14 protein-coding genes are annotated in these 22,212 nt (G+C 45.8%); all 14 read left to right on the forward strand.

Translation table 11 applies throughout. The annotated features are described in order from the left end of the window. Nucleotides 1-105 precede the first annotated feature (105 nt). Nucleotides 106-1,182 carry an efflux RND transporter periplasmic adaptor subunit gene (locus MXE28_RS04005; protein WP_021842519.1) on the forward strand — a complete coding sequence of 359 codons (1,077 nt, stop codon included), beginning with the start codon at nt 106-108 and terminating at the stop codon, nt 1,180-1,182. Between the two features lie 11 nt (nt 1,183-1,193). Further along, nucleotides 1,194-2,036 (forward strand): ABC transporter ATP-binding protein, encoded by an 843-nt coding sequence (locus tag MXE28_RS04010; protein WP_021842518.1) that lies wholly within the window; start codon nt 1,194-1,196, stop codon nt 2,034-2,036. Then, nucleotides 2,029-3,243: an ABC transporter permease gene (locus MXE28_RS04015; protein ID WP_021842517.1), complete on the forward strand. Its 1,215-nt coding sequence runs from the start codon at nt 2,029-2,031 to the stop codon at nt 3,241-3,243. The genes MXE28_RS04010 and MXE28_RS04015 overlap by 8 nt, the downstream gene beginning before the upstream one ends. 100 nt (nt 3,244-3,343) lie before the next feature. Further along, nucleotides 3,344-3,796, forward strand: coding sequence for a PaaI family thioesterase (locus tag MXE28_RS04020; protein ID WP_021842516.1), 453 nt, complete (start codon nt 3,344-3,346; stop codon nt 3,794-3,796). 449 nt (nt 3,797-4,245) lie between these two features. Then, complete coding sequence (pheS, locus tag MXE28_RS04025) at nt 4,246-5,268, forward strand: phenylalanine--tRNA ligase subunit alpha (protein ID WP_021842515.1); 1,023 nt, start codon at nt 4,246-4,248, stop codon at nt 5,266-5,268. 11 nt (nt 5,269-5,279) lie between these two features. Beyond that, nucleotides 5,280-7,724, forward strand: a complete 2,445-nt coding sequence (gene pheT, locus MXE28_RS04030) for a phenylalanine--tRNA ligase subunit beta (RefSeq protein WP_021842514.1) — start codon at nt 5,280-5,282, stop codon at nt 7,722-7,724. A gap of 241 nt (nt 7,725-7,965) precedes the next feature. After that, nucleotides 7,966-10,239, forward strand: a complete 2,274-nt coding sequence (locus tag MXE28_RS04035; RefSeq protein ID WP_247239829.1) for a DUF3656 domain-containing protein — start codon at nt 7,966-7,968, stop codon at nt 10,237-10,239. A 145-nt stretch (nt 10,240-10,384) separates the two neighbouring features. After that, complete coding sequence (locus MXE28_RS04040; RefSeq protein ID WP_247239831.1) at nt 10,385-12,760, forward strand: endonuclease MutS2; 2,376 nt, start codon at nt 10,385-10,387, stop codon at nt 12,758-12,760. Between the two features lie 165 nt (nt 12,761-12,925). Next, nucleotides 12,926-14,971: a penicillin-binding protein 1A gene (locus MXE28_RS04045; RefSeq protein WP_247239834.1), complete on the forward strand. Its 2,046-nt coding sequence runs from the start codon at nt 12,926-12,928 to the stop codon at nt 14,969-14,971. A gap of 54 nt (nt 14,972-15,025) precedes the next feature. After that, the gene (gene tyrS, locus MXE28_RS04050) at nt 15,026-16,234 is read left to right on the forward strand and encodes a tyrosine--tRNA ligase (protein ID WP_247239832.1); all 1,209 of its coding nucleotides are present in this window, start codon (nt 15,026-15,028) and stop codon (nt 16,232-16,234) included. Between the two features lie 342 nt (nt 16,235-16,576). Then, entirely contained in the window at nt 16,577-18,961 is a 2,385-nt protein-coding gene (ppsA, locus tag MXE28_RS04055; RefSeq protein WP_021842509.1) for a phosphoenolpyruvate synthase, read from the forward strand. A gap of 75 nt (nt 18,962-19,036) precedes the next feature. After that, the gene (locus tag MXE28_RS04060) at nt 19,037-19,666 is read left to right on the forward strand and encodes a CBS domain-containing protein (RefSeq protein ID WP_021842508.1); all 630 of its coding nucleotides are present in this window, start codon (nt 19,037-19,039) and stop codon (nt 19,664-19,666) included. 76 nt (nt 19,667-19,742) lie between these two features. Next, nucleotides 19,743-20,570, forward strand: a complete 828-nt coding sequence (locus MXE28_RS04065; RefSeq protein WP_021842507.1) for a pyruvate, water dikinase regulatory protein — start codon at nt 19,743-19,745, stop codon at nt 20,568-20,570. Between the two features lie 152 nt (nt 20,571-20,722). After that, entirely contained in the window at nt 20,723-21,730 is a 1,008-nt protein-coding gene (locus MXE28_RS04070; protein ID WP_247239833.1) for a deoxyguanosinetriphosphate triphosphohydrolase, read from the forward strand. Nucleotides 21,731-22,212: the final 482 nt, after the last annotated feature.

Genomic DNA, 22,212 nt, shown 5'->3' on the forward strand with positions numbered 1-22,212 from the left:
ATGAGCTGAAAAGCCCTTCTTTGCCGTATAGTCGAGAAGGGCTTTTTAATTATATGAAAATTGAGAGACCTGATTATTTTGTCTTTAAGTAAAGGAGTTAAGCACATGTGGCGGACAAAGAAATTTTGGGGGATCCTCATCCTCATATTACTGGTCTTGGGTGGCGCTTTTTATTATTTCAAAACAAAAGATAACACACAAGCGACCTCGTATACGACGGGGAAAGTAGAGCGGGGGAATATTGCCTCGGTTATTACGTCCACGGGGACTATCAACCCGACAAATTATGTAGATATTTCCACTAACGTAGCCGGTATGTTGGAGCAGGTTTTGGTTAAAGAAAATGACCATGTAACGGCCGGTCAGGTGATTGCCACCATCGATGCCCGTCAATTACAGGCAACGGCGGATGATGCACGAGCTACGCTCGAAAATGCCAAAAATGATTTAGATCGTTACAGCACCTTGGTTGCGCAAGGGGCTATTCCGCAACAGACCTATGATACAGCCCTTATGAATTACCAGAAGGCGCAGGCTGCGTATGATCGGGCAGTAGCTAATTTATCCGATACGACCATTACTTCGCCGATGGACGGCACGGTTATCGGTACACCGTTAAAAGCGGGCCAGACTATCAGTACCGGTATTTCCACGCAGATGATTATCGCAACGGTTGCTGATTTGAGTAATCTTGAGATTTATTTGACCGTTGATGAAACAGATATCGGCAGTGTGAAAAAAGGCGCTCGCGTAGATTTTACGGTGGATGCTCATCCGGGTAAAACCTTTACCGGCTATGTAAGTGACATTGCTTTGGGTACCAAAGGTAACATGGGTACGACGAGCAGCAGTGTAGTGTACTATACGGTTAAGGTAGCTATTTCGCCAAGCGATGCGTCGAACTTCTTCCCGACAATGACGGCTCGTGCTACGATTTACGGCGATGAACGCACTAACGTATTGGTTGTGCCGTTGGCCGCTGTGCGTACGGATAAAGTGGGCGAATACGTGTATGTAATTAAAAACGGTAAACCGGAACGAACCAGTGTAACAACCGGTCTTACCGGTGAAACGACGATTGAAATTGCTAAAGGTCTAAATGAAGGCGATGAAATTGTTGTCAGTGGTGATGTAGGTTCTTCGTCGTCCAAACAGAGTAACTCCGGCGGGCCTATGTTCTAGGAGGAATGCAGATGAAACAAGCAGTCATTTCACTGGAAGGAATCACCAAGACGTATGTTAACGGTAAACTGGTAGTGCCCGTACTACACGGGATTGACCTCAATATTTATGAGGGCGAGTTTACCTCCATCATGGGTCCATCCGGATCGGGGAAATCCACGTTTATGAATATTTTGGGTTGTTTAGACAGACCGACTTCAGGTTCCTATAAATTGGACGGCGAAGAAGTGGCCACGTTGAGTGATGATGAGCTCGCCTTTGTGCGCAATAAACGAATCGGCTTCGTTTTCCAAAGTTTTAACTTGTTGCCGAAGTTAACGGCTCAAGATAATGTGGCGTTGCCTATGGTCTATGCCGGTGTTCCCAAAAAGGAACGCAAAGAGCGGGCCGCCTATCTTTTGGATTCGTTGGGGCTCGGTGAACGGCTCGACCATTTACCGGCGGAACTATCCGGTGGTCAGCGCCAGCGTGTGGCTATCGCCCGCGCTTTGGCCAACGACCCGTCCATTATTATGGCCGACGAACCGACCGGTAACTTGGATTCCAAGTCCAGTGTGGATGTAATGAATATTTTTACCAATTTATATAATGAAGGGCGTACCATTATTTTGGTTACCCATGAACCGGATATTGCTACCTTTGCAAGCCGTAATATTGTGCTGCGCGACGGTTATATCGTAGAAGATAAGCAAAATCCGAATATGGCCGGTCTTCAAACGGTACAGGCTCCTACTGAATCTGTAGCCGTGTCGCCGGCAACGGCACAAAAGGCGGTTAAGTCGGTGATACCGAAAACTGTCACGGAAAAAGTAAATACGGAACAAACGAATGAAGGGGGGACGTCTCATGTATAAAGAGGGCTTTTTGATGGCCTGGGCGTCCTTGGTGGCCAACAAGATGCGTTCGCTCCTTACCATGTTGGGGATTATTATCGGCGTAGCTGCGGTTATTGCCCTCGTATCTATCGGTTACGGGGTGCGCAGTCAAATTCAGGACTCCATCTCCAGCTTGGGCAGTAATTTGCTCATGGTGTATCCGGGCGCGCCGCGGACGCCGGGCGTTCGGCCTACGGCGGATTCGCAGAAAACGCTTAAGCTTGAAGATTATACGACCATTTCTCATTTGCAGGATATCGATATGGCGTCGCCGGTATCGGCGGGCAGTTCGTATGTGGTTATTTATACGAATAAGAACTGGACGACCAGTGTTAACGGTGTAAACAGTGATTTCCAATATATTAATAACTGGACGGTTAAATCCGGTCGTTTCATTACGGCGTCTCAGGTGGAACGGCGCGAACGTGTGGCCGTTATCGGGGCTACGGTAGCGACGAATTTATTCGGCACGGAAGACCCGGTGGGTAAGGATATTCGTATTAAAAATAATCCTTACAAGGTAATCGGCGTGCTTGAAAGTAAAGGTTCCGGCAGTTTCGGTAATGACCAGGACGATGTTATCTACATTCCGTACACTACAGGGATGGAACGTTTACAGGGCGTCGATTATTTGCGCATGATTTATATCAAAGCGAAAGACGGCGTAGATCTTGATCGTTTACAGACGGACGTGGAAAATATTTTGCGTGTACGCCATAATATTAAAAATCCGGAACTCGATGATTTTAACGTTCGTAATATGGCCACCATTATGGCGACCGTGGAAGAAACAACGGCGACTATGACCTTGTTCTTAGGTGCCGTAGCTGCCATTTCGCTGGTTGTCGGCGGTATCGGCATCATGAACATTATGCTCGTATCCGTTACGGAACGTACCCGTGAGATTGGTGTGCGTAAGGCCTTGGGGGCTACGTATCGCGTTATCGTTATGCAGTTCCTCATTGAAGCGGTGGTAATCAGTCTGGTGGGTGGTGCCATCGGAATCCTGGTGGGCATCGGGGCGTCTAAGTTGATCGGTGCTTTGACGAGCATGAAGACAGTTATCTCCATGGGACCGATTCTCTTGTCCTTCGGTTTCTCCATGGCTATCGGCCTCGTATTCGGTCTCTATCCGGCCCGTAAGGCGGCTAAGTTGAATCCGATTGATGCCTTACATTATGAGTAATAGGTACAGTAAATTGTCCCTCAAAAGACAATGTACTGATTTGCATACTGTTTATTTGATGCATTGCGCTGTAGAATAAATCACGGAAGGGAGTGTAGTCGTGAGTAAAAAACAAGGAATGCGTACGTTAGTTGATTTTTTTGACAAAATGTGTCATGAACATACCTTTGATTGGTCAAAGTATACTCGTGTAACCGGTGGTGATCCCGGTCATTTGGAAATACTGTTTGACACCGATGCAGTGAGACATGGTAATTTTATCGGCAATGTGCACGGTGGTGTCTATATGAGCCTCGCCGATACGGTTATGGGTGTATCCTGTTTTACCTTGGGTAAACGAGTGGTAACACTTGAAATGAAGGGGAATTTCATCAAAGCTGTTAAAGCCGGTGAAAAACTGCGCGCCGTAGGCAATGTGGAACACAACGGCAATCATACCATGGTCACAACCGGCCGTTTATATAATACGGTGGGCGACCTTGTGTATATGAGTACCGGCACATTCTATGTAATAGACAAGTTTGACCTGCCGGAACTTCCTTGGCGGGTATAAGGCGTAAGTTTACTTGGTTATCAGGGCTGAATGTGGTCATGACGATATGACCATGTAATGAGGCCACTTAATTGTTAAGGCGTAAATAGCTTTGACAGAATGCGTAAGAGTTGATATACTTACACATAGATTAATAAAAAACTCAGTCGTACTGGCGTTTTTCAAAGTTGCTTTTTAGGTTTGACGGATGCATTGGCATGACGAGTAGACATTACGGCGATGACAAAATCGGCGTTGCATAGGTGTTTTTCAGAGAGTGAAGCATTGGTGGGAGCTTCATAAATGCGATGCAAAGAGCCTTTCCTTTTGGAGCCATGGATTGAACAACGAGTAGATTCATCGTGAGACCGCGTTAAGGTTATTGAGTACTAATTAGGGTGGTACCGCGAATGTTATACCTTCGCCCCTTGCCGGGGCGGAGGTTTTTTTGTTTTAGGAGGTTGTGACGGATGGAAGAATTATTAAAATCCCTGAAAGCGCAAGCGGCGGAGCTTATTCAAAAAGCTACCGATTTGCAAGCTTTACAAGATGCCCGCGTTAAATATTTAGGTAAAAAGGGCGAAGTAACTGCATTGTTAAAAGGTCTCGGCAAATTATCGGCCGAAGAACGACCACGCATGGGCGCCTTGGTAAATACGGTGCGTCAGGAATTGGAAGCTATGATTGATGATGTGCAGGCCAAACTGGAAGCAGAAGTGTTGGCTGCTAAATTGGGCGCCGAAGAGATCGACATTACTTTGCCGGGCCGTGCTACTCGCCAAGGTCATGTACATCCGCTCACAGCTGTTAACGATGAAATTGAACGCTTTTTCATGAAAATGGGCTACACCGTTGCGGAAGGGCCTGAAATTGAAAGTGATTACTTCAACTTTGAATGTTTGAATTTACCGGCCGATCATCCGGCGCGCGATATGCAGGACTCCTTCTACATTACGGACTCCGTATTACTTCGTACCCACACTTCACCGGTACAGGCTCGTACGCTTCAGAGTCAGGAACCGAACAGCCCTGTACGCATGATTGCACCGGGCAAAGTATATCGTTGGGACTATGATGCCACTCACTCCCCGGTATTCCATCAGGTGGAAGGTCTCGTAGTGGATAAAGGCATTACCTTTGCCGATTTGAAAGGTACCTTGGAATTATTCTTGCGCCACATGTTCGGCGAAGAAACGAAAGTTCGTTTCCGTACCAGCTTCTTCCCGTTCACGGAACCGAGTGCGGAAGTTGATATCTCCTGCTGCATGTGCGGCGGTGAAGGCTGCCGCGTTTGCTCCCATACGGGCTGGCTCGAAATCCTCGGCTGCGGCATGGTTCATCCGAATGTGTTGACCATGAACGGCTATGACCCGAACGAAGTGCAGGGGTTTGCCTTCGGTATGGGTGTTGAACGTATTGCTATGCTCTTGTACGGCATCGGCGATTTACGTTTATTCTATGATAATGATATGCGTTTCTTGAAGCAGTTCTAGGAGGTACGACGATGAAAGCTAGTTTAACATGGATGAAGGACTATGTTCCTGTAGACACAACGAAACCGGCTCAGGAACTGGCCGATGTATTGACGCAGGCTGGAATTCCGGTAGAAGACGTTATCTCGATGGATCCCGGGTTGAAAAAGATTTTTACCGGTAAAATTACAGAAATTACAAAACATCCGGATGCCGATAAATTACAGGTTTGCCAGGTTGCTTGTCTTGATGACAAAACGGGTGAAGAAATTACGAAACAAATCGTAACGGCAGCAACGAATGTGGCTGTTGGTCAGGTGGTACCGGTGGCGTACCATAAATCCCGTTTGGCTGACGGCACGGAAATTAAAAAGGGTAAACTTCGTGGTGAAGTATCTGACGGTATGTTCTGTTCCGTAGCGGAATTGGGTATTCCTAAAGATATGGTTATGCCGGGCGAAGGGGAAGGTATCTACATTTTGCCGGAAGGTACGCCAATCGGCATGGATATTCGTGATGCGGTGATGCTCAACGATACTGTCTATGAATTCGAATTGACACCGAATCGTGCAGACTGCTTCTCCATGATCGGTTTGAGCCGTGAATTTGCGGTTTTGACAAACGCGCAGAATACGGAACCGACCGTTAAAGTGAATGAAAATGGTACGGATGTCAACGATATGGTAAAAATCGGCATTGATGATGCCGAATTATGCAGTCGCTTCTTGGCGCGTGTTATCGGCAATGTTAAAGTGGGACCGTCCCCATTGTGGCTCCAGAACCGTTTGCGTAACGGCGGTATTCGCCCAATCAATAATGTGGTAGACGTAACGAACTATGTTATGCTCGAATACGGTCAACCAATGCATGCATATGATTATGATAAAGTAGCCGGTCATCAGTTGACGGCCCGCGCCGCTAAAGCCGGTGAAGCCTTAAAAACGTTGGACGGTACGGATCGTGAGTTGACCACGGATATGCTCGTTATTGCCGATGCGAACGGCCCTGTAGGGGTTGCCGGTGTTATGGGTGGTCTCGATAGTGAAGTAACCGAAGCAACGACGACGATTATTTTGGAATCGGCTGTATTTAAAGGGTCCTCCATTCGTCGCACCGCTCGTGCGCTGGGTATGCGCAGTGAAGCATCCGGCCGTTTCGAACGCGGTGTCAATGCGGAATACTCACCGGTGGCCCTTGACCGTGCGGCTCAGTTGTTGCAGGAGTTAATGGAAGATATTACCGTAGCTAAAGGTGTGGTGGATGTATATCCGGCTCCGGCTGAAGCTCGTACTGTATCTTTCACGGTGGCAGCGGTTAACAGCTACTTAGGTACCGATATTTCCGCCGAACGGATGCAGGAAATTTTGACTACCTTGTCCTTCACTTGGACACAAGATGGTGATGTAATTACCGTTGGTGTTCCGTCCTGGCGCGGCGACGTAACGGTTATGCCGGATATTGCGGAAGAAGTAGCTCGTATTTACGGTTATGATTTCATTCCGAATACAACCCCATGGGCCAACCTTAACAGTGGCACCATGAGCGATAAGAAATTGCTTACGAAAGCAATTCGTCAGACCTTGGTAACCCAGGGTCTCAGCGAAATTATTACGTTCAGCTTCATGCATACGGACAGCCTCAAGAAATTACTCATTCCGGAAACGGACAGCCGTTATCAGGCGGTACCTATTTTGAACCCGATTACGGAAGAATTCCCGGTAATGCGTACGACCTTGATTCCAAGCATGCTTGATACGGCGGCGCGCAACTTGGCACAGAAAAACCATGATTTGTGGTTGTTCGAAGCCGGTGCGGTTTACGAACCGAAAGCCTTGCCGATTACTGAACTTCCTGTTGAAAAATACCATGTAAGTGGTTTTATGATGGGCAAAACGACAGATTTGCAATGGGCTCAGCCACAGCGTGACACCGACTTCTATGATGTAAAAGGTGTGCTTGAAGCGGTTCTTAAAGAACTTCGTATTGAAGCTACGATTGAACGCTCCAAAGAAACCTATCTCCATCCGGGCGTAAGTGCTCAGTATGTTGTGGATGGTACTGTTATTGCTACTTTGGGTGAAGTGCATCCGCAAGTAATGAAAGCTTACGATTTACCGGGCAAAGCATATCTCTTTGATATCGATGTGACGGCTATCTTGGGCTTGACCCGCGGACAGCTTCGTTACCAGGGTATCAGTAAGTTCCCGGGCACCGCTCGCGACCTTGCCATCGTGGCACCTAAGACTGTATCTTCCGAAGCTATCAGCCAAGTCATTTATGAAAAAGGCGGTCAGTATTTGGAACGGGCGTTCGTATTCGACGTGTACGAAGGGGCTCACATTGAAGAAGGCCATCGCAGCTTAGCTTACAATTTATCCTTCCGCAGCAATGAAGGTACTTTGACGGATGAAGATATTCAGCCGGCAATTGACGACATTTTGGCTGCGTTAGCTGAATTGGGTTGTAAATTGCGCTAATAGGAGAGATCTATTTGACTATTGTGCCAATGCAGGTCTCAATTGGCTATTAGAGCGTCAAATGGCGCCAACAGTTGCAATTTGTTTCAATTAGTAGTAAAATACATTAACTGATTAAATAATTAATAAGCCGCTATATTGTGCGATGGCACAGTATAACGGCTTATTTTGCCATATTTTTTAAAGAATGTGATATAATTCTATATAGAAATATGGCGAATTGAGTCCTTAAGGAGGGCGTATGGAATTATTGGCACCGGCAGGCACGTCGGAAAATTTTTTAGCAGCTTTAGAAGCCGGAGCTGATGCAATTTATTTAGGCGGCAAGGCTTTTAATGCGAGAGCGAATGCAGCCAATTTTGAGATAGAAGAGTTGGCTGAAGCGGTTCGCTTGGCCCATTTGTTGGATGTGTCCGTATTTGTTACGGTGAATATATTAATCGGCGATGCCGAGTTAAACGATTTAAAAGAATATTTGCGCGAGTTGGAACGCATCAATGTAGACGCCATTATTGTGCAGGATTTGGCGTTAGCCGAACTGGCGAAACGAGTAGCACCGAAGCTTCATTTGCACGCCAGCACGCAGTTGACGGCCACTAACATGGGGACGGTACGTTTCTTGGAACGCATGGGGTTTACCCGTGTTGTGTTGGCTCGTGAAATGAGTCTCGAAGAAATTAAAACGATTTGCCGCGAAGCGAAAGCGGAAATTGAAGTGTTTGTTCACGGTGCCCTTTGCGTATGTTATTCCGGTCAGTGCCTCATGAGTAGCTTCATCGGCGGCCGCAGTGGTAACCGCGGTGCCTGTGCACAACCGTGCCGTTTGCCCTATGAACTTATCAATGGCGAGGGCAAGGTCATAAATACTGAAAACGAAGCCTATATCATGAGTCCGAAGGACCTTAATTACAGTGAGCATATGGCGGAACTTTTGGAAGCCGGTGTGGCTTCTTTCAAGGTAGAAGGGCGTATGAAAAAAGCGTCCTACGTGAAAGAGGTTATCGGCACGTATCGTCAGATTATCGATAGAGCGGGTCAAACCTTGGCTGAAGACCAAGAACATTTGACGGCGGGCTTTAACCGCGGGTTCTCCACAGCTTACTTGGAAAATCGTTCCGGCCGTGAAATGATTACCGCCGTGGCTCCCGGCAATCGGGGGAAGCGTATCGGTCCATCCGATGAAGGTCCAAAGAAAACAGTTTGGCAGAATTTACAGGAATTTGGCCGTAAGTACGATGTGCATGCGTATTTGGACGGACAGGAAGGCTCTGAGTCGACTTTGACACTCTTGATGGATGACGGCACGTCTGTTACGGTTAGCGGTGACTATGTGGTGCAACGGGCTCATAAGACGCCGACCAGTCATGAAAAAGTGTCGGAACAGATTGGCCGTTTAGGTACGACGGTGTTCCGGTTGGCTTCTTTATATATGCCGGAAGAGCCGTTTATGTGGCCATCCAGTGTGCTCAACCAGATGCGCCGTGATGCGGTTGCCCGGTTGGAAGATATATTATTGGCAAAACATACTAAGGCCATGGCTGAGGTGTTAACACGCATCGAAGGTGCCATTGCAGCTGAATTTAAGGACAGACCAAGTTATAAGAGTATGATGGTACGAGCCGGTAAAGCTACTCATAGCGTTAAGGCCGGTTCCTTGCCGATTGTTTCGGTGCAGCTTGATGAAGAATGGCAATTAAAACCGGCCATTGAAGCGGGGGCGCAGAAGATTATTTTCGGCGGTGACCGCTTACAGCGTAAGCCGTACAATTTAGATGTATATAATCGCGTGGTGACTATTTGTCGTGAGCATCAGATTCGTTGTGTATTGGCGACGCCGCGTATCGTTCGGGAAAGTGAAATCGAGGCGTATCGTCCAACCTTAGAGGCAATTATCGCGGCTAAGCCGAATGCCATCAGCATTCACTTCTTAGGTGCCTTGGAATGGCTCCAAATGATGGGCTATGAAGGGGAGGTGGAAGGTGACAGCAGCTTGCAGCTGTTTAATAAAGAAGCGGTACGTGAAGCAGCCGAATTAGGCCTTTCAAGCGTTGTTCTTTCCCAAGAAGCCACTTTACGTCAAATTGCGGCCATCATTCGTCATAGCTCTTTGCCTATAGAATGTGTTGTTCACGGGCTTACGGAGCTCATGATTTCCGAATACTGTGTTATCAGCAGTTTTGCCGGTACCGGTTGTAAAGCCAATTGTCCGGCCCCTTGTTTGAAGGACTCTTATCGCTTGCGTGACCGCCTGGGCGAGGAATTCCCACTTCGTACGGATTCCTATTGCCGCATGCATATCATGAACAGTCGCATGCTCGATATGCGCGCGTACATTCCGGATTTGGTAAAACGAGGTATTGCTATTCTTCGCATTGACGGTCGTCAGCAGTCTAAAGAATGGCTGCGTGATACGATTGGCGCTTATCGCGGTATTTTGGCACACACCTTACCGGTACCGCCTAAGAATGAGTCCTTACCGATTACACGGGGACACTATTTTAAAGGCATTTTTTAGAGATTTTTAAACATAGATTTAAATATTGCCAGGTAAAAAGCTGCCGTTTAAGCATACGGTGGCGTAGCAAGATTTTATGGCAATATATCGGGCCAAAGTAGTCAATCTTTGGCCATGTGATTACATAGGAGGGATTGTATTACCTATGAACAGTGAAAAACTGTTGGATTTTGATGTGATTCGAGAACGATTGGCCGCCGAATGCAGCTCTAAAGTAGCGAAGGAAATGGCCATGGAGTTGGAGCCCTTAACGGATCCGATTGCCATTAAAACGGCTCTCGATGAAACGGTAGAAGCGGTCAATTCGCTAAATACCGAAATCGAACAACCGATTGGCGGCACCCGCGATATTCGTGAAGCTTGTGCCAAAAGTCGTAAAGAAATTATTTTGACTCATGAAGAATTATGGGATTTATATACCACATTGAGTGCGTATAAGCGTATGTATGCATTTTTTCACAGCAAATATATGAATTATCCGCTCTTATCATTTTGGATTCAGGATATGCCTCGTCATGACGGCTTAGAACGCAAGTTTGAGCGTGTTTTTGACAAAAAAGGTAATTTAATGGATTCCGCATCGCCTAAATTGCAGCATTTACGTACTACCATTGCGCGTACGAAAGACCGCATCAAGAGTGATTTGCAGGCGATTATGCACGATCCGAACAATCAGAAATACTTTCAGGAGGCTATCGTTACGCAGCGTAATAATCGCTATGTAATTCCGGTAAAACAGGAATATCGCTACGCCTTCGAAGGTTTGATTCACGACCGTTCGGCTACCGGTGCGACACTCTATATTGAACCGATGCGCCTCGTAAATTTGAACAATGATTTGCAGGAAGCAGAATTGGCGGAAGAGGAAGAAGTTCGCCGTATTTATAGGGAATTGTCGCAGGCCGTTCGCAAAGACAGCAATACCTTGATGGACGCCTGTGAACGCGTGTCCCATGTGGAATTCGTGTACGGTAAAGCTAATCTGGCGATAAAGATGAAGGCGGTTCCGGCCGAACTTAGCGGGGCACGGGAAGTAAAACTCTTAAATGCGCGTCATCCGTTGATTCCGGCCAATGTGGTAGTGCCCACGACGATTACGTTGGGGACGGCCTATCGAATTCTGCTCATTACGGGCTCCAATACAGGTGGTAAAACTGTAGCCATGAAGACGTTAGGTCTTTTGAGCCTCATGAATCAGGCCGGTTTATTTATTCCGGCCGAAACAGGCTCTATTTTGCCGATTTTTAACAGTATTTATGCCGATATCGGTGATGAGCAGAGTATTGAAGCCAGCCTCAGTACCTTCTCCGCTCATATGACGCAGGTTGTAAAAATTTTAAAAGTAGCCGGTGCCAAAGATTTGGTGCTCCTTGACGAATTGGGGTCCGGTACGGATCCGGAAGAAGGGAGCGCCTTGGCGGTGGCTCTCTTGGAATATTTCCGTAAGCGTGGACCGCTCATGATGGTGAGTACCCACTATAATGAATTGAAACGCTATGCGTACCATACGGATGGTATTGAAAACGGACATGTGGAATTCGACGAACGCACATTGCGTCCGACCTATCGACTTCATATCGGTGTGGCCGGCAGCAGTCATGCCTTGAGTATTGCCGCTCGTCTCGGGGTGCCTCGTGAAGTTATCGACTATGCCAAACAGGCTCACGAAGGTTCCGCTAATCGCGATATGGAAGCGGTACTCAGTGATTTGAACGAACAATTGCGTCGCAATCAGGAGCGGGAACGGGCACTCAAGAAGGAATTTGATGAAGCACGGCGCATGCGCACTCAGGCTGAGCGTGAAAAGAAACAGGTTAATGATCGCCGTAAACAGATTTTGGCAAAAGCTCAAAATGAAGCGCAGCAGCTTAAACAGTCCATTCGTGTCGAAGGGGAACAGATTATTAAAGAGTTGAAATCTCAGTTTTCAGAAACGGATAAGGGCAAACGGCAAGATGCCATTACGAAAGCGCGGAAAGATATATCCGGTGTTAATGTGCCTGAATTGGAACAGGAACGTCGTACGCCGGTGAATGTAAAAGAGTTGAAAGAAGGACAGACTGTATTCGTGGTATCCTTAAATGCAGTCGGTACGGTAGCAGCCGTGCAGGGTAAGCGTATCCAAGTAAGTGTTAACGGCTTAACAGCCAATGTAAAAGCCACCGATTTGGCCGTAGCAAGCCGCGAAGAAACCAATAATTTACGCCGCAAGGAAACGGCGGTTCAACCAAAACCGCGTAAACGCGCCGGCGGTTCAGCCGTGGAACGTCAGAAACATGCGACTACGGAGCTTAATGTTATCGGACAGACAGTGGATGAAGCCAATCAGAATGTGAGTCACTTTATCGACCAGGCATTGATGGCGGGTATCTCGCCGGTTCGCATCGTTCACGGCAAGGGCACGGGTGCTTTAAGAGCCGGTATTCATCAGTATTTGAAGACATTGCCGCACATCAGTCGCTATGAAATTGCCGGCTATGATGAAGGCGGGGCCGGTGCTACTTTGGTATATTTGAAGTAGCACAGTCTTACTGATACCATATGTAGCATAGTTATGCTATAATAAGCTATATGACTTATTATTCGTAATGAGAGGTGTCGTATGAGTTTACAAGGTTCGTCTCAAAATGGGCGACAAACACGACGTAGAACGACGGCGACTAAACCGCCCAAGAAGAAATCGCCAATGCGTCGATTCCTTTGGATTGTGGGTATTTTAGTATTCCTTATAATAGCCGGAGCCGGTTGCGGCTTCATTGGTGCCACCATGTCCGATTTGCCGGAAGTGGCCAATGTTAAACCGGCTGCTTCGTCGCAGATCTACGATGTGCATGGCAATTTGATTACAACTGTCCATGCTACTGAAAACCGGTTACCGGTGAAGTTATCACAGGTTCCGAAAGATTTACAAAATGCATTTATTGCCACTGAAGATAATCGTTTCTATAGTCACCATGGCGTAGACCCTATCGGGATTATGCGTGCTATTTGGGTTAATATTGCCCATGACGGTGTGGCCGAAGGCGGTAGTACTATTACGCAACAGCTGGCTCGTAATGCGTTTTTAACTCAGGATCGTACGTTAAAACGTAAGATTATGGAAGCGATGTTGGCCATTCGTATTGAGCAGTATTATACGAAACAAGAAATCCTCGAAATGTATTTGAATCAAATATATTTCGGTCAAGGTGCTTACGGTGTACAGGCAGCAGCCCATGTATACTTTGGCAAAAATGTTCAGGATTTGGATTTGGCACAATCGGCTATGCTCGCCGGCTTGCCACAAAGTCCTAACTATTATTCGCCGCTTACCAACTACAAAGCGGGTAAAGCGCGTCAGGCTGTTGTTTTGGGGCAGATGGTTAAATATGATTATATTGACCAAGCTACCGCGGATAAGGCGAAAGATGAAGACTTGGGTCTTCGTGAAAAATCCGAAGCCGCTCACAGCGATAACAATGCGTCGTACTTTATCGACTATGTTATTTCTGAAATCGCCGAAAAATACGGCGACGATGCTGTCTATAAAGACGGTTTGAAGATTTACACAACCATTGATATGAAGGCACAGGATGCAGCGGTTCAAGCTATGCATAATTTGCCGAACTTCTATACGGATGACAAAGGCTTAACACAGCCGCAAGGTGCGTTAATTGCGATCAATCCGCATAATGGTTACATTGTAGCCATGGTTGGTGGTCGTGGTGACGATTCCTTTAATCGTGCCGTATTGGCTGAACGTCAACCCGGTTCTGCATTTAAACCATTTGTTTACTTGGCAGCTATTCAGGACGGTATGACGCCGGGCACCGTTATGGACGATAAGAAAATTGAATTTAACGGTTGGAGTCCTAAGAACTATGAAGGTACCTATTCCGGTCAAATGACCTTGCGCTATGCCTTGCAGCATTCCGTTAATACCGTTGCCGTACAGCTCGCCGATGCTGTAGGAATGCGTAAAGTTCTTAATTTGGCAAGCAGCTTAGGTATTACTACTTTAGATGACTCTAAAGATAATAACTTGGCCGCTGCGTTAGGTGGTTTGACAAATGGTGTTAAACCGATTGATATGGCCGTAGCCTATGGTACTTTGGCTAATGGCGGCGTTAAAGTTAAACCGGTGGCTATTACTAAAATCGTAGACCGCAATGGCCAGGTAGTGGAAGAGAACAGTACGGAAGAACAGCGCGTAGTAGATCCTAAATATGCCTATGTTATCACGAATATGCTTGAATCCGTAATGTCCGGCGGTACCGGTGGCGGTGCATCTATCGGGCGCCCGGCAGCCGGTAAAACAGGGACTACCGATGAATCAAAAGATGCTTGGTTTGTAGGTTATACACCTGATTTGGTAGCCGCTGTTTGGATGGGCGATGACTATGGTATTGAGACACTGGATGGTATTACCGGTGGTACCGTTCCGGCTGTTATTTGGCGTGATTTCATGTCGCAAGCTTTAAATGCTATGGAAATTCCGGCCAGTGATTTCACAGTTCCGCCGGGAGCAGCATCTATTGCTAACCAGGGCTATGCGCCGGTGGCTCCAAAGGTAGATCCGAAAGCTAAAGATAAGGACAAAGATAAAAAAGATGCTAAGGATAAGGACGATGCTACTGTAGAAAGTACTGACAATTCGGCAGAAAGCAGTTCCGACTCCGATAGCAGCAAATCCGGATCCGGCAGTTCCCGTAGTTCCGGAGGCGGTGCGTCTAAGTCCGGTAAAAGTGAATAATTAATTTTAAAGTACATATACATGCCTGTTTGGGGCATTCGAGGAGGAAGATTGATGAAGACATTGGAAGAACAGTTGCGTCTGATTAAACACGGCGTGGAGAATTTACTTCCTGAAGAAGATTTTAAGAAGAAATTGGCAAAATCCATTGCTGAAAACAAACCGTTAACGATTAAGCTGGGCCTTGACCCAACGGCACCAGATATTCATTTGGGCCATACGGTTGTTTTGCGCAAATTAAAAACCTTCCAAGATTTAGGTCATCAAATCGTAATTTTAATTGGTGATTTTACGGCTCGCATCGGTGACCCTACCGGTAAAAGTGCAACCCGTCCGCCATTGGATGAAGCGGCAGTTGCTCATAATGCGGCTACTTATAAAGAGCAAATCTTTAAAGTATTGGATGAGTCCAAAACTAAAGTGGTTTACAACAGTGAATGGCTCAGCAAATTATCCTTTGAAGATGTTTTGAAACTGGCTGCTAAATATACAGTAGCGCGTATGTTAGAACGCGATGATTTCCAAAAACGTTACAGCGAAGGTCGTGCTATCGGTGTTCATGAATTCATGTACCCCTTGATGCAGGGTTACGACTCTGTTGCTTTACATGCAGACATTGAATTTGGCGGTACGGACCAAACTTTCAACTTGCTAATGGGTCGCCATTTACAGGAAGAATATGGTCAGGAGCCTCAAACTATCATTACTATGCCTATTTTGGAAGGCCTTGACGGTGTTCAGAAAATGAGTAAATCCTTGGGCAACTACATCGGCATCAGCGAACCGGCTACGGAAATGTACGGTAAAGCTATGTCCATTCCTGACGAGCTCATGATGCGTTATTTCATGCTCGTTACGGATATGTCCATCGAAGATCAGGAAGAATTGGCAGCGGCCTTGGAAAATGGTACAGCTCATCCGCGCGACACGAAAATGAAATTGGCTCATACCATTGTGCGCTTGTATCATGGTGAAGAAGCAGCTAATGAAGCACAAGAACAGTTTATCCGCGTTTTCCAAAAACACGATTTACCGACTGATATTCCTGAATACGCGATGGCAAAACCAACCGAACCTGTATATGTGCCACAGCTTTTGACCGATGCAGGTCTTACTGCCTCGAACAGTGAAGCCCGTCGCTCCATTAAAGCCGGTGCTTTCAAAATTAACGGTGAAAAATGTTCCGATGAAAATATCGAACTCGCTGAAGACATGGTTCTTCAGGTGGGTAAACGTAAATTTATCAAAATCAAATTTAACTAATAGTGCCGTTAAGCGATATTACATTTACTATTAAATGTATCTGTAGTTAAATGCATCTGCACTTAAATTTATCTGCAGTTAAATGTGTTGCACTAATTGACGCGGTTATGTCAATACGTCAACAAGCTATTACAAATAGTTAAGTTAAAGAGCAATCCTCAGCGAATGTGAGCATTCCTAAAGGGTTGCTCTTTTCTTTTGCCTAGCGTTTATATGTGATACACTAGCTTCTGTATATTCTATATAGTGCATCAGAATTTGAAAAAATGATTGACACACAATTAAATGTGTTATACTATTTATGTAGTTGATGTATTTCTTTTATTCAGGAGGTTTCATATAATGAATCGTGAAAATGCATATGTACTTTGGTTTGACGAATTAAAACGTGAAGATGTGGCGTTAGTAGGTGGTAAATCATCGTCCTTAGGGGAAATGACGTCCTCTACCAATGTGCCGGTACCGTATGGTTTTGCTACCACGGCTCATGGCTATCGGTTCTTTATGGAGCAAACCGGTTTAGAAGATAAAATTAAAGCAGAACTTGATAAATTAGATGATGTGGAAAACTCCGCATTACTTCGTGAAATTTGTGCGAATATCCGTAAATTAATTTGCGATGCGGAAATGCCTAAAGAGTTGGCTGATGCTATTGAAAAAGCTTACGCTGAACTCGGTGAAAAAGTTAAAGAAGAAAATCCGTTTGTAGCGGTTCGTTCCAGTGCTACCGCCGAAGACTTACCGGATGCCAGCTTTGCTGGCCAACAAGATACCTACTTAAACGTACGCGGTGCGGACGTTATCATTCAGAAAGTTAAAGAATGCTACGCCTCTACGTTTACCGACCGTGCTACTTACTATCGTGTAAAACAAGGTTTTGACCATATGACGGTTGCTTTGAGTGCGGCCATTCAGATGATGGTATTCTCCAAAGCGGCAGGCGTTATGTTTACCGTTGACCTCGTTACAGGCAATGATGAAAGCATCTTGATTGAAGGCTCTTGGGGTCTTGGCGAATATGTAGTACAAGGTACGGTTACACCGGATAACTTTACGGTCAACAAAAAAGATATGAAGATTGTTAACCGTATGATTAATGATAAAAATATCGCCTTAGTTCGTAATCCGGACGGCGATTGTGCTGAAATTGTAATTCCTGAAGAAAAAGCAAAAACTCAGGTTATTACAGATGAACAGGTTTTAGAATTAGCAACTTATGCCAAAGCCATCGAAAAACATTATGGCTGCTACATGGATATGGAATGGGGCGTAGACGAACGGGACAACAAGATTTGGATTTTGCAAGCTCGTCCGGAAACTGTATGGTCCCGCAAGAATAAAGAAGTGAAGCCGGTTGAAAAAGCAACAGATGCACCGACTACCACAACTCGTGAAATCGTAGTTAAAGGCTTACCGGCCAGTCCCGGTAAAGCTGCCGGCAAAGCTCATGTAATCCTTGATCCGGCCGATATCGACAGCTTCAAAGAAGGGGAAATCCTCGTAACGACTATGACGGCTCCTGACTGGGTACCGGCTATGAAAAAGGCAAAAGCTATCGTTACGGACGCCGGTGGTATGACTTGTCATGCTTCTATCGTAAGTCGTGAATTAGGCATTCCTTGTATCGTTGGCACGAAGAGTCGCAGTGAAGAAGCAACGCACCGTATCAGTGACGGTCAGTTAATTACGGTTGATGCCACTAATGGTATCGTGTATGACGGTATGCTTGAAGATGCGGTTAAACCGAAAGAAGAAGCTTCGGCACAAGTAGTAAGCGAATACATCCCGGTAACAGGCACTAAAGTATACATGAACTTGGGTGATCCTGATTTAGCTGAAAAATACGGCGTACTTCCATGCGACGGCATTGGTCTTATGCGTGAAGAATTTATTTGGACTACCTTCATTCATGAACATCCGTTACATTTAATTGAAACCGGCCGCAGTCAATTTGCCATTGATACATTGGCTGAAGGTATGCGCAAAGTTTGTCAGGCTTTGGCGCCTCGTCAGGTTGTACTTCGCCTCAGCGATTTCAAATCCAGCGAATACCGTGACCTTAAGGGCGGCGACAAACATGAACCGCATGAATCCAGTGCTTTACTCGGCTGGCGCGGTGCTTCCCGCTACTATGATCCTAAATACGCACCGGCTTTCCAATTGGAATTGCAGGCCATTAAAAAAGTGCGTGAAGAATATGGTTTTAAAAACTTGCAGGTTATGATTCCATTCTGCCGTACGGTACAGGAAGCTGCTGAAGTTACCCGTGTTATGGCTGAAAACGGTTTAGCTCGCAGTGCGGACTTCAAAATCTGGCTCATGGCTGAAATTCCTTCCAACATTATCTTGGCTGATCAATTTAACCAATATGTTGATGGTTATTCCATCGGTTCTAACGACTTGACGATGTTAATCCTCGGTTGTGACCGTGATAATGAAACAGTTCAACACATTTATGATGAACGCAATTTGGCTGTTCGCCGTGCTATTCATCACTTAATCGAAGTAGCTCACCGCGATGGCAAAACAGTATCCATCTGTGGTCAGGCTCCGAGCGTATACCCTGAATTCTGTGAATTCTTGGTGCGCAGCGGTATCGATTCTATTTCGGTAAATCCTGATGCGGTAAAAGCAACTAAAAAAATGGTGGCTCAATTGGAACAACGTATTATGCTTGACGCTGTGACCGGTCGTGGCCGGAATCTTGGCAATGAATTAGAGTGGTAATACTACTGTGTAATGCGACAGGAGGCTACATGTAGCCTCCTGTTTTTTATAAAAAGTATAAAAGGAGGGGCTGTTTTGCAATTAACTAAACGGCAAGACCAAATTGTACATATTGTAAAAGAAGAAGGCCCGATTACGGGGAAAGCCATTGCCGCTAAATTAGATTTAACCCGTTCTGCCTTGCGATCTGATTTGACCGTTTTGACCATGATGGGCCTCTTAGATGCACGGCCTAAGGTAGGGTATTATTATGTCGGTCAGCAAGGTGTGAGCCCTATTGCCAATGAAATTCGGCAATTTACGGTAGGTCAGGTGATGGCGCAGGCCGTAGCTGTAACGGCGGATACGAATCTGTATGATACGATTGTTACCATGTTTACCGAAGATGTGGGGACCGTCCTTATTTGTGATGACGGCTACTTATTGGGGCTTGTATCTCGTAAGGACTTATTGCGAGCCGCCATCGGTCAAAATGATCCGAAGACGATGCCGATTTCCATGATTATGACACCCGTGAGCAAGATGATTTCCTGCACCGCCGAAGACAGTGTGGTAGAAGCGGCACAGCGTATGATTGATTATGAAGTGGACTGTCTGCCCGTTGTGGAACGGGGAGAAGATGACGGCCGTCGTCGATACAAAGTGTTGGGCCGTATTTCTAAAACGACCGTAACTAAATTATTTTTAGATTGCGGTGTAAAGTAATATTGCACATTGTGATTAGACATATTAAAATAAAAAGTGAAATGAGTTCGCTTAATAGATTTAATTGAGGTGTGGCATGGAGAACAATAAAGTTATTTTTGCAATTTCCGACTCTTTGGGCGAAACGGCCGAGTCCGTAGCACGTGCGACGGCGAGCCAATTCGACAAGGAGAATATAGATATTATTCGCATTCCCTATATCAGTCAGGAAAGCCAGATTGATGATGTAATTAGTGAGGCCGCGAAGGAACAAAGTATTATTTGTCACACGATTGTATCGCCTACATTACGTCAATATTTGCATAAAGAAGCTGAAAACATGGGGATTCAGGCCGTTGATATTATGGGACCTGTTCTTGATGCAGTGGGCACCATTGCTGATACAAAACCTCGTTTGACGGCCGGTATGATTCATAAGTTGGACCAAGAATATTTTAAAAAGGTGGAGGCCATTGAATTTGCCGTAAAATATGATGATGGTAAAAATCCGTCTGGGTTTGAGAAGGCCGATATTGTTATTATCGGTGTTTCCCGTACCAGTAAAACGCCGTTATCTATGTTCTTAGCTTATAAAAAAATCAAAGCCGCCAACTTGCCGTTGGTGCCGGAAGTGCCATTGCCGGAAGAATTATTCAAAATACCGCCTAAAAAGGTAGTAGGTCTTATCATCGATCCATACAAATTAAATAATATTCGCAGTGAACGTTTACGCACTATGGGCCTTGACGGTGAAGCCAATTATGCCAATATTGCTCGTATTGAAGAAGAATTGGCCTATGCAAGGGCTGTTATGCGCCGCGTTCATTGTCCTATCCTTGATGTGTCCAATAAATCTATCGAAGAAACGGCTTCGTTTGTAATGCAGATTATTGAGCGCAATAAGCAACAGGAAGCGAGTCGCTAAAACAATACGGCATTGACGTTTGATTACGTTATGCCGTATTATTGCATTAAGTAAAACTTATTAAAAGTGAGCTATATTAAAAAGAACTGCGATAATGGATGCGTAGTTGGCTCATAGCCCGGTGGAGGGTAAATATGGCAACAGGAGGCTATATGACAATCCGAGAAGAAATTGAAGCGAGAGAAGAAGTAATTTTATCCTCTTATGCAGCAAAGAGTAAGTTTGCGGTCCGTGATCGTGAAGAGAAACCGGATTATTTGCGTACGGCATTTCAGCGTGACCGCGATAGAATTATTCACAGCAAATGTTTTCGTCGTTTGAAGCATAAGACACAGGTGTATATTGCACCGGGGGATCACTATCGCACTCGGATGACACATACCTTGGAAGTTGGTCAAATCGGCCGAACCATTGCGCGGGCGCTGCGTCTTAACGAAGATTTGGTTGAAGCCATTGCCATGGGCCATGATGTGGGTCATACGCCGTTTGGCCATGTGGGGGAATATGCACTGCGCGATATGGTGGGGCATTTTAACCATAATGAGCAGAGTCTTAGGACTTTGGAAGTTCTTGAAAAAGATGGCCTCGGGCTCAATTTAACAAAGGAAGTGCGCGATGGTATTTTGGGGCATACGGGCACGCACATACCGCTTACTTTGGAAGGTCAGATTATTCGGATTAGCGATAGAATAGCTTACTTGTGTCATGATTTTGATGATGCCCAGCGTGCGGGCATGTTATCCTCTAACGATTTGCCGGAATCGGTGCGCTCTGTTTTGGGCACAACGCCATCCCAGATGATTACGACTATGGTTATGGATATGGTACGAGAATCCATGGATAAACCGGAAATTCATATGTCGAAGGAAGTGGAATACGTAATGCATGAGTTTCGCCGTTTTATGTTTGAGGCGGTATATCGGGCTCCTTCTTTAATCCCGGACCGCAATCGGGCAGCTCATGTGGTGAAATATTTGTTTTTGTATTATTTGGATAATCCGGAACTTTTACGCCATGAAGTGGTAAGACAGGGTGTGGATCCGAATAGAATTATTACGCTGACGGATATCGTGGACTATGTGGCGGGGTTGACGGATCAGTTTGCGATAAAGTTGTTTAAGGAGATATATATTCCCAAGATTTGGGATCCGGCCAATTAGATGCGCGACTTTAAAAAGGGTCCTGTTCTCTATTCATAGGTAATGAAACAAAACACTATATCCTCACACAAACTGGCGAGTCAAGCTCGAAAAGTTTGCTTAGAGGATATAGTGTTTTTGTTTTCAAAATTATCATAGAGCCTAGAGATCAGGACCCTTTTCAGTGTCAGCGCAGTCTAATTTGGCCTGGGGGGCAAGGGGGGAATATATGTCTCCTTAAACACGGGGGGGAGGAGGGGGTAAAAAACATATCCCCTCGTAAACCGGCGAGAAGGATGGGGATAGGACTAGAGTAATGAGCAACGCGTGTGAGAAGTGGGCTGATTTAGTGGGATGAGCGGGTGGTGTGGCTCCCTGTCTGCAGCGTTGCTGCAGAGGCGGTCGCTGGTAGATTGTGAATTAGCTATAGAAATCAGCAAAGGTTAAGTTTTGGCTTATAGGACAAAAAGTGTGTGTGGCTTTTTTAAATTAATCCCAATAAA

The sequence above is a fragment of the Veillonella sp. KGMB01456 genome, assembly GCF_023051165.1.
Lineage (GTDB): Bacteria > Bacillota > Negativicutes > Veillonellales > Veillonellaceae > Veillonella_A.